Annotated in this window: 12 protein-coding genes; 7 read left to right on the top strand and 5 right to left on the bottom strand. The window is 66.9% G+C overall.

The genetic code is table 11. The features are described 5' to 3' along the window. Positions 1-57: 57 nt before the first annotated feature. A complete protein-coding gene (locus tag H6A07_RS02770) occupies positions 58-1,203 on the bottom strand; it encodes an Mbeg1-like protein (protein WP_204813202.1) in 1,146 nt (381 codons plus the stop codon). A gap of 160 nt (positions 1,204-1,363) precedes the next feature. Between H6A07_RS02770 and H6A07_RS02765 the strand changes: the two genes are divergently transcribed. Together H6A07_RS02765 and H6A07_RS02760 are read left to right on the top strand one after the other, a co-directional pair. Continuing rightward, on the top strand, positions 1,364-1,810 hold the full coding sequence (locus H6A07_RS02765) for a MarR family winged helix-turn-helix transcriptional regulator (protein ID WP_204813200.1): 447 nt from the start codon (positions 1,364-1,366) through the stop codon (positions 1,808-1,810). A 33-nt stretch (positions 1,811-1,843) separates the two neighbouring features. Next, on the top strand, positions 1,844-2,689 hold the full coding sequence (locus tag H6A07_RS02760) for a DegV family protein (RefSeq protein ID WP_204813190.1): 846 nt from the start codon (positions 1,844-1,846) through the stop codon (positions 2,687-2,689). 12 nt (positions 2,690-2,701) lie between these two features. On the opposite strand, the gene H6A07_RS02755 is transcribed toward H6A07_RS02760, so the two are convergent. Next, positions 2,702-3,283, bottom strand: a complete 582-nt coding sequence (locus tag H6A07_RS02755; RefSeq protein WP_204813188.1) for a TetR/AcrR family transcriptional regulator — start codon at positions 3,281-3,283, stop codon at positions 2,702-2,704. Positions 3,284-3,464: 181 nt separating this feature from the next. On the opposite strand from H6A07_RS02755, the gene H6A07_RS02750 reads away from it, so the two are divergent. From H6A07_RS02750 to H6A07_RS02735, 4 genes are all read left to right on the top strand, one after another. Further along, positions 3,465-4,166 (top strand): ABC transporter ATP-binding protein, encoded by a 702-nt coding sequence (locus tag H6A07_RS02750; RefSeq protein WP_204813186.1) that lies wholly within the window; start codon positions 3,465-3,467, stop codon positions 4,164-4,166. A 3-nt stretch (positions 4,167-4,169) separates the two neighbouring features. Then, on the top strand, positions 4,170-7,718 hold the full coding sequence (locus tag H6A07_RS02745; RefSeq protein ID WP_204813184.1) for an FtsX-like permease family protein: 3,549 nt from the start codon (positions 4,170-4,172) through the stop codon (positions 7,716-7,718). Positions 7,719-7,876: 158 nt separating this feature from the next. Further along, on the top strand, positions 7,877-8,749 hold the full coding sequence (locus H6A07_RS02740) for a helix-turn-helix domain-containing protein (RefSeq protein ID WP_204813182.1): 873 nt from the start codon (positions 7,877-7,879) through the stop codon (positions 8,747-8,749). Between the two features lie 13 nt (positions 8,750-8,762). After that, positions 8,763-9,470 (top strand): hypothetical protein, encoded by a 708-nt coding sequence (locus H6A07_RS02735; protein ID WP_204813180.1) that lies wholly within the window; start codon positions 8,763-8,765, stop codon positions 9,468-9,470. A gap of 113 nt (positions 9,471-9,583) precedes the next feature. On the opposite strand, the gene H6A07_RS02730 is transcribed toward H6A07_RS02735, so the two are convergent. Genes H6A07_RS02730 through H6A07_RS02720 form a run of 3 tightly spaced genes read right to left on the bottom strand, consistent with a single transcriptional unit; the run spans position 9,584 to position 11,955 of the window. Then, positions 9,584-10,390: an amino acid ABC transporter ATP-binding protein gene (locus H6A07_RS02730; protein WP_239471004.1), complete on the bottom strand. Its 807-nt coding sequence runs from the start codon at positions 10,388-10,390 to the stop codon at positions 9,584-9,586. Then, a complete protein-coding gene (locus H6A07_RS02725; RefSeq protein ID WP_342636545.1) occupies positions 10,383-11,036 on the bottom strand; it encodes an amino acid ABC transporter permease in 654 nt (217 codons plus the stop codon). The genes H6A07_RS02730 and H6A07_RS02725 overlap by 8 nt, the downstream gene beginning before the upstream one ends. Positions 11,037-11,088: 52 nt before the next feature. Then, complete coding sequence (locus H6A07_RS02720; protein ID WP_204813178.1) at positions 11,089-11,955, bottom strand: transporter substrate-binding domain-containing protein; 867 nt, start codon at positions 11,953-11,955, stop codon at positions 11,089-11,091. 330 nt (positions 11,956-12,285) lie between these two features. On the opposite strand from H6A07_RS02720, the gene H6A07_RS02715 reads away from it, so the two are divergent. Continuing rightward, the gene (locus H6A07_RS02715; RefSeq protein ID WP_204813176.1) at positions 12,286-12,885 is read left to right on the top strand and encodes a manganese efflux pump MntP; all 600 of its coding nucleotides are present in this window, start codon (positions 12,286-12,288) and stop codon (positions 12,883-12,885) included. Positions 12,886-12,900 lie beyond the last annotated feature (15 nt).

Raw genomic sequence — 12,900 nt, 5'->3', positions numbered from 1 at the left:
AGTCAATCGGGGCGGGGCGGCTCATCACGAGCGCCCCGCCCTTCTCGTCCTCCGGCTCTAGAACAGCTCCGAGAGCCCCTTCGCCCCGGCGCGCGCCGCCGACGCCGCGAGCTTGCCGAGCGCGGGGAGCAGCACGTCGCGCGACTCCTGGTCGAGGTTGCGGGCGGCCTCCGTGAGCAGCGCGGGCGCGTCCGCCCCGCTGAAGATCACGGCTCCCACGCTTGGTGCGCCGGACGCCGCGAGCGCTCGGAAGAGGGCATCCACCACGCGCGGCGTCTCCTCGGGTGAGAGCGACGCGAGCCAGGTGTCCATGAGGTCGTGCGTGAAGACGGCCGACGGGGCCAGGGCGTCGGCGTAGGCGAAGTCGTTCCCGTCCACCTCCCAGGTGAAGACGCTGTGCTGCTCGATGCCGCGCGCCGAGCTGCGAACTACGTGCGGCTCGACGGGCGTGTCCATGAGCATCCCGACCACGGATTCCTCGGGTACCGTGCGATGGACGAGGTCGCGCACGGGCTCGAAGTCCTTCTCGTCCAAGAAGCCCGCCTTGAAGCCGGGGCCGTCGTGGTCAAAGACGCGCACGATGTGCGAGCGCACCTCCTCGGGAGCGCGCAGCGCCGCGTAGGTGGCGAGGTTGCCGCCCTTGGAGTGGCCGCCCACGTAGAGGCGCCGCGGCAGGCGACGGGCAACGGCGCGCAGGTAGTCGGCCGCCATGCGCTGAGCGGGGACGGGCGGGTCCAGGGCCATGTCGAAGTTCTCGCGCCAGCCGGTGAAGCTGTCGTCGGTGCCGCGAAAGCCCACGTAGGCAAAGTCGCGCTCCGCGCCGGCGGGCGAGCGCCACACGAAGGCGGTCGCCGAGAACTGCACGTGCGCGTCCTCGTCGAAGCGCGAGGCGCAGTCACGCAGCTCCAGGTCGCGGAAGCGTGGGCTTGCCACGAGCGCCGCCAGCTCGCGTTTGACCCCGTCGGGCGCGAGGCCGCAGAAGAGCCCGTCGAAGCGCTCGGCGCGCAGCAGGTCGGAAAAGCGCGTCGGCCGGCGCAGTCGGGCGCGCAGCCGATCGAGCGCACCCCCGTCCCACAGCGCGTCGGGGATGACGCCCTCGCCGCGCACCATGCAGAACTGCGAGAGCGCCGCCGAGTCCACCGGGCCCAGCGGGCGCTCGTCGAAGCTCTCCAGCGCGGTCTCCAGATAGTCGAAGAGGTCCATGCGTCGCCTTTCTCGCTTCTCCTGAGATACCCGATTGCGCGGGCGAGAAGACCGGCGCGCCCGAGCGGCATGACGGAACCGTGGTGAGGGGCCTGAAGATGTTGACAAGGTAACAACTTCGTCGCTACTGTGGACGCGTCGGCAGACGTCGGGAGGCACCATGGGGGAGACCCGCTTCGAGGACTTCGTGGGCATCATCGGTGCCCTGGGCAAGGAGATCCAGCGCATCAAGACCGCCGAGGCCAAGCGCCTGGGGTTTCGCGGCTCGGACGTCATGTGCCTCTACTACCTCGTCAAGCACCCCGAGGGCCTGACCGCCGCCGAGCTCGCGCGCATGGTCGACGTGAGCCGCGCCGCCGTCTCGCGGACCGTGGCGCACCTCGCGGAGGACGGCTTCGTGGAGGTGGGCGGCTCCGACGAGGAGGCCTCGCGCTACCGGGCGCCCATCCGCCTGACCGAGAAGGGCCGCGAGGCCGCGCGACCGCTCGACGACATCATTCACCGAGTCCTCGACGAGGCCGGCGGGGAGCTCGCCACGCGCCAGCGCCTGCAGATGTACGATTCGCTCAACCACATCCTCGAGAGGCTCAGGACCTTCGGGCGCTAGCGTCCCGACCGGGCAGACAGAAGGAGACAGACCATGGCCGTTCGCATCATCACCGACTCCGGCTTTGACATCCCCGACCAGAGCGACCCGCGCCTCACGGTGCTGCCGCTGGGCATCACCTTCGGAGAGACCACGTACGCGGACGGCGTGGACCTCACCAACGACCGCTTCTACGAGCTGCTCATAGAGAGCGACGAGCTTCCCAAGACGAGCCAGGCCACGCCCTTTGCCTACCAGCAGGTCTTTGACCAGGTTCGTGCGGCGGGGGAGGAGGCCGTGGTGATCACGCTCTCCTCGGCGCTCTCCGGGACCTATCAGAGCGCCGTGACCGCGGCGGCGGACTATCCCGAGGTCCACGTGGTGGACGGCAAGAACGCCACGATCGGCCAGGGCATCCTCGTGCTCTACGCGTTGCGCCTCGCGGACGAGGGGCTCGGCGCGGCCCAGATCGCCGAGAAGGTCGAGGGCGCCGTGGGCCGCGTCTGCCTGCTCGCGCTTCTCGACACCCTCGAGTACCTGCGTCGCGGCGGCCGCATCCCCAAGAGCGTGGGTATGATCGGCGAGGTACTCTCCATCAAGCCCGTGGTGGGCGTGGAGGACGGCGAGGTCGTGATGCTCGGCAAGGCGCGCGGCTCCAAGAACGGCCGCAGCCAGCTGCACCAGCAGGTCGAGAAGTTCGGGATCGACTTCGACATGCCGGTCCTGCTCGGCTACACGGGCCTCTCGGACAAGGTGCTGCGCAAGTACCTCGAGGACAACCGCGCCATCTGGGAGGGCCGGGTCGCCGAGGACGAGCTGCCGATCACGTCCGTGGGCGCCACGATCGGCACGCACGTGGGCCCGGGCGCCATCGCGCTCGCGTTCTTCCGTAAGAACTAGCGGCGGCGCGGACTAGCGGGCATCGGGCGCCGGCCCCGCCGCCGGCGCTCCCTGGGCGATGCGCAGCACGATCTGGATGAGCTGGTCGATGGGCATCGGGTCGTCGTCGGCGGTCCAGATGCGGATGATCGCGAGGATGCCGGAGAGGTAGAACTCTCGGACGATGGCGCGCGTCCGGGCGTCGGTCTCGTCTCCGGGCAGGAAGAAGCGGTCCACGAGCGGGCTGATGATTCTCTTGAGCCGGTCCGAGAACGCGGGGTCCCCGTGCGGGCCCAGCAGGACGCGCGTGTAGTCGCGCGAGCGCTGCGCGAGCCGCAGGATGAGGCCCATGTGCTGCGAGAACTCGAGCGTGTCCCCCTTGAGCAGGCGCTCCTGGACCAGCCGCTCGATGTTGCCGAGCACCGTGCCCTCGATCTCCTCGAGCAGCTCGTAGACGTCGTGGTAGTAGAGGTAGAAGGTCGCGCGGTTGTACCCGGCGCGGTCCGTGATCTCGCGGACGGAGATCCGCTCGACGGGGCGCTCGGCGTAGAGCCCCCAGAACGCCTGACGGAGGTTGGCGCGCGTCTGCTCGGTGACCTGCGGCTGCTTCCTCATGGCCGCCTCCCTCCCGATGTGGAGAAGGGACAGTCCCTTTTCCACGTTTGCCTCCAGATTTGTGGACGTGGCGAGAAGGGCGCGACACTTGCGCCGCGCCTGTCGAGCACAGGTTCTTCTCGCCCGGCGCCCCCAGTATACTTCGATGTAGACAACACGCTGTCGAGCAATCGGAGCTGGGATGGCCTACATCGAGTTCACGGACGTCGTGCGGACCTACGGCGAGGGCGACGCCAGGATTAACGCCCTCGACGGCGCGAGCTTTATCGTGGAGCGCGGCGAGCTCGCCGTGATCCTGGGCGCGTCCGGCGCGGGCAAGACCACGGCGCTCAACATCCTGGGCGGCATGGACAGCGCCACCTCGGGAACCGTGGTGGTGGACGGGCGCGACATCTCGTCGGCGGGCGAGAGTGACCTCGTGCTGTACCGTCGCGCGGACGTGGGGTTTGTCTTCCAGTTCTACAACCTCGTGCCCAACCTCACGGCGCTCGAGAACGTGGAGCTGGCCACGCAGATCTGCCCGGACTCGCTCGACCCGGAGGAGACGCTCGCCAAGGTGGGCCTGGCCGAGCGCCTGGCCAACTTCCCGGCGCAGCTCTCCGGCGGCGAGCAGCAGCGCGTCTCCATCGCGCGCGCCCTGGCCAAGAACCCCAAGCTGCTGCTCTGCGACGAGCCCACGGGCGCGCTCGACTACCAGACGGGCAAGCAGATCCTGCAGCTCCTGCAGGACATGTGCCGCGTGGAGGGGATCACGGTCGTGATCGTCACGCACAACGCGGCGCTCGCGGACATGGCCGACCGCCTCATCCGCTTCAAGAGCGGCCGCGTGACCTCGATGACCGTGAACCCCGCGCCCAAGCCGATCGCGGAGATCGAGTGGTAGCGCATGGCCGCCCGCCGGAACACCTCCGCCTTTGCCAAGGGGATCCTGCGCACGGTGCGCGGGAGCCTCAAGCGCTTCGTGGCGCTGACCACGATCACGGCGCTCGGCGTGACGATGCTCGTGGGCCTGCGGGCCGCTTGCGTTGACCTGCGCAACTCCGCGGACCGCTTCTTTGACGAGCAGAACCTCTTTGACGTGCGCGTGCAGTCCACGCTCGGCCTCACGAACGAGGACGTGTCGGCGCTCGCGGCGCTGCCGGGCGTGGAGGCCGCCGAGGGCGGCTGGTCGGAGACCGTCTACACGACGGTGGGATCCGCCTCGGAGAAGGTGGACGTCAAGGCGCTCTCGCCGGACGGGATGAACGAGCCGCTCGTGCTGGAGGGGCACCTTCCCGAGCGCGACGACCAGGTGGCGGTGACCAAGCGCTTCCTGGACGACTCCGGCCTCTACCTGGGCGACACCGTGACCTTCCAGGGCGCGGACGACGGCGACGAGGACGCGACCGAGGTCTTTGAGCGCAAGGAGTACACGATCATCGCGGTGGTCCTGGACCCGATGGAGATCAACGCGGGCGAGGGGACGATGTCGTTCCGCTCGAGCGGCGGCTCGCAGTACTCGTTCTTCGTGCTGGACGACAACGTGGTCGACCCGGAGACCTACACGGTGGCCTACCTCGCGGTCGAGGGGGCCGAGGCGCCGCTGTGCTACTCGGCCGAGTACGAGGACACGGTCGACGGGGTCTTCCAGAGCGTGGAGGACGCGCGCGCCGAGCGCGAGCGGGCGCGCGGCGAGGGGCTGCGCGCGGATGCGACGGCCGAGGTGGACGACGCCGAGGCAGAGGCGCTCGAGGAGCTGGGGGACGCCGAGGCGGAGCTCGACGACGCCCAGGCGGAGATCGACTCCGGGCGCGCGGAGCTCGACGACGCGGCGGGCGAGCTCGCCTCCCAGGAGGCGGACGCCCACCGGCAGCTGGGCGACGCCCAGGCCGAGATAGACTCCGGGCGTGCGCAGCTCGCCGCCGCCGAGGACGAGCTCGACGCGCGGAGCGCGCAGGTCGAGGCGGGGCTGCAGACGATGGCCGCCGAGCTCGGCTGCAGCGTGGACGAGATTCCCGGCGCGCTCTCCTCCGCGCACGACCAGTCCGTCGCGGGACGGGCGAGCCTCGAGACGGTGGCGGGCATGGTCGCGCAACTCGCGGGGGACGCGTGGCCCGGCGCGGAGTGGGAGGCGCTGAGCTCCGCCACCACCGCCGAGGAGGCCGACGCGGCGGCCGCCGCCTTCAACGCCGCGATAGAGCCCTTCGTGTCCGAGACGCAGGGCGCCGTATCCGACATCGTCACGATCGTCGAGTCCGACGCGGTCCAGGAGTTCATCGCCCAGTACCACGAGCTCCCCGAGGAGCAGCGGCAGCAGATCGAGGAGATCATCGCCGGGACGGACCCTGCGGTCCAGGACGCCCTCGAGCGCGTCCTCGCCGGCGACGTGAGCCAGATCGTCTCTCAGCTCGACAGTATGAGCCAGACGCTCGGCCAGGCCTACGAGCTCGGCAGCGGGATGGCGGCGGTCGTCGCCGGCGAGGTGCAGCTCGCGGAGGCCGAGTCCGGCTATGCCACGCTCGTCGACGCCCGCGCCCAGATCTCCGCCGGCTACGAGCAGGTCGCGGCGGGCAGGGAGGAGCTGGACGCCGGCGCGACGCAGCTCTCCGAGGAGCGGGCGAGCGCCCTCGCCCAGATCGCCGACGGCTGGGACCAGATCGAGGACGGGCGGGCCGAGCTGGACGACGGCCAGGCGGAGCTTGACGAGGGCCGCGCCACCTTCGAGCAGGAGCGTGACGACGCGCTTGCCGAAATCGCTGACGCCCGCGAGGAGATCGAGGACCTCCCTGACGCCACGTGGTACGTGCAGGATCGCTCGAGCCTCTCGAGCTACGCGAGCGTGGACTCCGACGCCTCCTCGATCGAGGCCATCGGCACGGTGCTGCCGGTCGTCTTCTTCGTGGTGGCGGTGCTGATCAGCCTCACCACGATGACGCGCATGGTGGAGGAGGAGCGCGGGCTCATCGGCGTCTACAAGGCGCTCGGCTACGGGCGCGGGCGCATCCTCTCCAAGTACGTGCTCTACGCGCTGGCGGCGTGCGTGCTCGGCTGGCTCGTGGGCACGCTGCTGGGCTTCGTCGTGCTGCCGAGCATCATCTTCACGATCTTCTCGACCATGTACGCGCTGCCGGGCTTTGTCTACGGCTTCGACGCGGCGTACTCTGCGGTGTCGCTCGCGCTCTTCACTGCGGGAATCGTGGGCGCGACGGCCCTCACCTGCCGCCACGAGCTGCGCGAGACCCCCGCCTCCCTCATGCTGCCCAAGGCGCCCAAGGCCGGGTCACGCATCCTGCTGGAGCGCGTGGGGCCCCTCTGGCGGCGGATGAGCTTCCTGAACAAGGTCACGGCGCGCAACCTCTTCCGCTACAAGCAGCGCTTCTTCATGACCACGCTCGGCGTGGCGGGCTGCGTGGCGCTGCTCGTCACCGGCTTTGGCATCCGCGACACGGTGCTCTCGCTCTCGCCGCGCCAGTACGGCGACGCGGGCGTGACCGGCTACGACCTCATGGCCGTGACCTCGGCGGACGACCTGGACGCCGCCGCCGACGAGCTTGCCGCCGACCCGGGCGTCTCGGACCTCGTGCGCGTCTACACCGACAACCTCACGGTGAGCTACGGCGACGACCAGGAGACCGTGCAGCTCGTGGTGGTGCCGGAGGGGGTGAGCCTCGAGGGCTACGTGCGCCTGGTCGCCGAGGACGGCTCGACGGTCTCCCTGGACGAGGCGCAGGTCGCCATCACCAAGAACGCGGAGCAGGTCATGGGCTTCGCCGTGGGCGACGAGCTGGGCCTGCAGGACTCCACGCTCGCCGAGGGCGAGACCGCGCCGCGCGCGATCGTCCTCAGCTACCTGGGCAACACGCTCTACATGACCGAGGCAGCCTACGAGGAGGCGTTCGGGGAGGAGCTGGAGCCCAACGGGCTTCTCGCCCATCTGACGGGCTCGGCGGACGAGCAGGTCGCGCTCTCGGAGCGGCTCTCCGAGGACAGCCGCTACCTCTCCGTGGTCTCCACGCAGAAGCTCGTGAACGACTTCTCCAGCGCGTTCACGCTGATCAACACTGTGGTCTACGTGGTCATCGTGCTGGCGGCGGCGCTGGCGTTCACCGTGGTCTTCACGCTCTCCAACACCAACATCTCCGAGCGCGAGCGCGAGCTCGCCACCCTCAAGGTCCTGGGCTTCAAGCGGCCCGAGGTTCACCGCTACATCAACACGGAGACGCTCATCCTCACCGGGATCGGCGTGGTCATGGGCCTGCCGCTGGGATATGCGCTGGCGCGCAGCCTCACGTGGATCCTGCGCATGCCGTCGCTCTACTTCGACGTGGTGGTGGATCCGCTCACGTACGTGATCGCGGCGGTCATGGCCTTTGCGTTTACGCTGGTGGTGAACCTTATCACCAACCGAGCGCTCGACCGCGTGGACATGGTCGGCGCCCTCAAGTCCGCGGAGTAACAGGAGTAAGAGGGGACGGGTTTTTTGTCTGCCACTAGTTTGGTGGCAGACAAAATAACCTGTCCCCTCTGTGGCAACCGAGGTTCATACGGCGTTTGCCACGGGCGCCGTGTCTGTGCGCCCTATACTCGCGTCAGGCGAGAAGAACGGAGGCGCGCATGGACGGCTCCCGGATCCCCCAGGCTTCGCCCGAGGTGGAGCGGCGCTTCGAGGAGCGCGGCCTCACGGACCGCGAGCGAGACGCGGTGCGCTCCGCGCTGCGCGGCATGACGGCGGCGGCAGCGGCGGAGGTCATGGGCGTGAGCGCCTCGACCGTGGGAAGCCTGCGTCAGCGCGCCTATCGCAAGCTCGGCGTGCGCGGCGCTGCTGAGCTGGGCGAGAAGGACGAGGACTCGTCTGCGGACGCGACTCCCGCAGACGACGCCGTGCGCGCGGCCCTTCTCGCCCATGGGCTCAGCGAGACCCAGGCGGACGTGCTTACCCTCGTGGCGGCTGGCCGCAGTTCGGCGGAGATCGCGGAGGCGCTCTCCATCGCGCTCGGCACCGTGAGCTCGGCGCGTGCGAACGGGTACCGGATGCTGGGCGTCCACTCCCGCGAGGAGCTGGCGGCCTTGCTCGCCGAGGAGGCAGCCGCCCCACGGCGACGCCGGGCGTGTCGGCTCGCTGCCGCGTGCGTGGCGGCGGTCGTGGCCGTTGCCGTGACGGTTGCCGTCTGGCAGGGCGCAACATCGGCGCTGACTGAATTCCCTTCTGATGAGGGGGTTGTAACGCATTTCAACGTAAACGAGCGCGGACTGACCTATGGGTCGATTGAAGACGTCGAAGTCCTGTCTCCCTCTGGAGACACCCCGTTATCGGACAATCTCCCCGACCTTATCCGCGTGCGCGGCCGCAGCGGAAACGAAGGATACGTTTACAGCGAGGACCTATTGAAGGGAGGGACGGGTAGAGAAGTCCCTGTATTTGAGAAGGACGGCATTACGGTAATAGATGAATTTATTATTCAACAGATATGGAGTGGAGATGAATAGAATAAGGTAATTTATGGTGTCGGACCTGGCGTTGATTGCCGGTGCAGTGCTGGTCCTGACGATGGCTCCAGCTCATGCATATGCTGCAGAAACACGTGGAAGCAGTGTGTATAAAACATACGACGGTGTTAACTATGAGGCTTACAATACGCTCTCAACTGCTGCGCTGGCTATGGCAACCCCAAGAATTGTTGCCTCAAAGACCTTGCCGGCTGGAAGTCTCGGTCTAGACGCCATGCTTGTGGAGAATGGATCAATCATTGATTATGTTACAAGATATACAGGTGTAAGTGGCAGCTCTCTTAGAGCCACCGCTTCAGCGGAATTCGTTTCTGGAAGGCAATATCGTGCTTGGGGTAGAGCGCGCGTTTATGACGGATCGGCAATGGGAGAATATCGGATACTCGATATACCACAGAGCCCTATACTCGCTTCCAGAACCATTGAAATGTCCAGATATGGGGTTACCAATGGAGGCAAGACATACGGTTCAATTACCCTCAGCGACCAATTGGGGTTTGAACCTGATTTAATTCAAGCGGTCGCAGAAAACGGGGCTACTGGGTATGTCCGCAGAGAAGACCTCTGGACTCCAGAGCCGGATAATCCCCAGGAAGCAGTTGTCGAGTACGGAGTGGAGAGGACCAGATCAATTCCCGTCTACAATCTTGCAGGAAGCGTAGTCGGATGGTTCTCTCTCCGATATGGAGGGACCGACTAACACGTTGGATTCGCCTTCAGTTAATGGCGAATGGGCGGAATCATCCGTAATTCGAACATTGGTTGATGGTACGCCAAGGTAAGGGACTTGCTAAAAAGGGGTCTGACCCCTTTTTAGCAAGTCTCGCGCTGGGCGAGGAAGGCGCGGGTGCGCTCCTCGCGTGGGTGATCGATGACCTGCTCGGCCGGGCCTTCCTCCACGATCACACCGCCGTCCATGAAGATCACGCGGTCCGCGACCTCGCGCGCAAATCCCATCTCGTGCGTCACGATCACGAGCGTCATGTTCTCTGCGGCGAGCTCCTTGATCACGCGCAGGACCTCGGCCGTGAGCTCGGGGTCGAGTGCGCTTGTGGGCTCGTCGAAGTAGACGATGTCGGGATGCATGGCCAGCGCCCGGGCGATGCTCGCACGCTGCTGCTGGCCGCCGGAGAGCTGGCAGGGCACCTTGTCCTCGTTGCCTGAGAGGCCCATCTTGGCCAGGAGCGCCCGGGCCTCCGCCTCCGCCTCGGCGCGGCCGCGCCTCTGCACGCACACGGGTGCGTCCATCACATTGCGCAGCACCGAGAAGTGCGGGAATAGGTTGTAGTTCTGGAATACGAGGCCAAAGCGGGCGCGCGCCGCAGCCAGGACGTTCTTGTCGCCATACGCACCGCTGCGGGCGACCGTGACGTTCTCGTAGGAGAGGTCGCCGCCGTCGAGGCGTTCGAGCAGCGTAAGGCAGCGCAGCAGCGTGGACTTGCCGCCGCCGGACGGGCCGATGATAGCCACGACCTCGCCGGGCGCCACGGAGAGCGAGATGTCGTGCAGGACCTCCACGTCGCCGAAGCTCTTGCGCGCGTGCGCGAGGCTGACCACGGGGCGCGCGGAGCCGACGTTCTTCTCGGCCGTGTCCTTCTCGGCTGTGCGAGCGCTAGTCATGGTAGTAGCTCAGCTTTCTCTCGATGCGCCCGGCGACGAAGTCGATGAGCAGGTTGAAGACCCAGTAGAACGCCGCCGCGATGGCAAAGGGCAGCATGGAGACCTGGCTCGCCACGAGCTGCTTGGCCACGGTGAACATCTCGATGACGCCGATGGAGAAGGCCAGCGACGTGTCTTTGACCAGCGTGATGACCTCGTTGGTCATGGCGGGCATGATGCGCTTGACCACCTGCGGCAGCACGATGCGCACGAACGTCTGCGCGCGCGAGTAGCCCAGGACCTCGGCGGCCTCGTGCTGGCCGCGCGGGATTGACTGGATGCCGGAGCGGTAGATCTCCGCGAAGTAGGCCGCGTAGTTGACGATGAAGGCCACGATTGTGGCGTACCACTTGCTGTCCGTGGTGAGGCGGATGCCAAAGACGTAGTACGGCACGAAGTAGATGGCAAACATCTGCAGCATGAGCGGGGTGCCGCGCATGATCGAGATGTACAGGCGGGCGAGAAGCGCGAGCGGCTTGAAGCGGCTCATGCGCGCGAAGGCCACGAGCATGCCGAGCGGCAGCGACCCCAGCAGCGTGAGTGCGAAGATCTGAAGGCTCACGAGGAATCCCTCGGAGAGCATGCCGGTCATGGTGAGAAGATCCACGGCGTTCCCTTCCTGCAAAGTTGTCTAAAAGGGTCAGACCCCTTTTAGACAACTACGCGAGGCACCAGTTGTCGTAGGAGATGCCGTCGGCGGCGTACTTGTCGCAAAGGTCGGCCACGAAGCCGTCCTCGTCCATGGCGCGGAGGGTGTCGGTGACCGTGGCGGCGGTGGCGTCGTCACCCTTCTTGAAGCCCACGGCGTAGTGCTCCTCGGAGAGGAACTCGTCCAGCTGGACGTAGGCGTCGGGCTTGGCGGCGAGCTGGTAGGCGGAGATGGAGAGGTCACAGGCCACGGCGTCCACGGCGCCGGACTCGAGCTGCATGAAGGCGGTGTTGTAGTCGCCGATGGTCTCGAGGCTGCCGAAGGTGGCGGCAAGGTCGGCCTGGGTGGCGTCGTCGCCGGCGAGCACGTTGTAGGCGGCGGAGTCGACTTGCGTGATCACGGCCTTGCCCGCGAGGTCGTCGAAGCTCGTGATGCCGGAATCGGCGCGCACGACGACGACCTGGCCGTTGATCATGTACGGCTCGGAGAAGGTGTAGTCGTCCTCGCGACCCTCCATCGTGAAGCCGTTCCAGATGCAGTTGATGGCGCCGCTGTCGAGCATGGTGTCCTTGGCGTCCCAGTCCACGGGCTCGAGCTGGACCTCCCAGTCGTTGCGGGCGGCCACCTCCTGGGCGAGGTCCAGGTCAAAGCCGGTGTACTCGCCGTCGTCGCCCACATAGCCGTAGGGCGGGTAGGAGGAGTCGAAGCCCACGATGAGCTTGCCGGTGGAGGCGGCGCCGGTGTCGACGGTTCCGGACGTGGCGTCGGCGGCGGGCTCGGCATCGTCGCTGGTGGCGGGTGCACCGCCGCAGCCGACGAGCGCGACGGAGGAGAGGCCGGCGGCGGCGAGGGAGATGAACGACCTTCTGTTCAACATGGGTGATCCTTTCACGAGGTTCTTCTCGGCGGGTGGTACTTTACTCAACTAAAGTGCACGGTCGAATATACGCTTTAGCGCAGTGGAGCGCAAGGCGGTTTTCATGCTGGTAACAGATGTGGGCCGCAGGTTGCTCCGGGTTGCTGTGCCAATCGTTAGGGCGCAAATAATTAGCATACACTGGATGTGTGAACCTGAAAGTTCTTCCCGCGTTTTACCGAGAAGCGCTGAGCCAGTGTATGCTAATCGCCGGTAGGGGGAGCGCCAAGCCCTGCTTCCCCGATCCTGTGGTAACTTCTCTTGTGCCGTCGGCCGGAGAGGGGAGACGACATGGGAATCGCCGAGCTGCTGCTCATAGCCGTGGGGCTTTCGATGGACGCGTTTGCCGTCTCCATCTGCCGGGGCCTGGGGATGCGTCGGCTCAACCTGCGCACGGCTGCGGTGCTGGCGTTCTTCTTCGGCGGCTTCCAGGCCCTGATGCCGCTTATCGGCTGGGCGCTCGGCAGCCAGTTCATGTGGCTCATCGGGCCGGTCGACCACTGGGTGGCGTTTGCGCTGCTCGCCTTCATCGGTGGCAAGATGCTCTGGGAGGCGGTTCACGAGGAGGGCGAGAAGGACGGCGAGGCAGGCGGCTGCGACTGCGGGGCCGGGGATACGAGCGGCATCGACCTGCGCGAGTTCCTCGTGCTGGCGGTGGCCACCTCGATCGACGCGCTCGCGGCGGGCATCTCGTTTGCGGCGCTCAACGTTGACATCGTGCTCACGGTGTCGCTCATCGGCGTGATCACGTTTGCGCTCTCGTTTGCCGGCGTGGCGGTGGGGCACTTCTTCGGCGCGCGCTACGAGAAGCCCGCGAGCGTGGTGGGCGGCGTCGTGCTCATCCTGATTGGCCTCAAGGTGCTGCTCGAGCACCTGGGCGTGCTGGCGTAGAAGGCCGTTCGGTGC

Source organism: Olsenella uli, assembly GCF_016899935.1.
Taxonomy (GTDB): Bacteria; Actinomycetota; Coriobacteriia; order Coriobacteriales; family Atopobiaceae; genus Thermophilibacter; species Thermophilibacter uli_B.
Note: the sequence above shows the minus strand (reverse complement) of the source record. Positions and strands in the feature narration are given on the sequence as shown.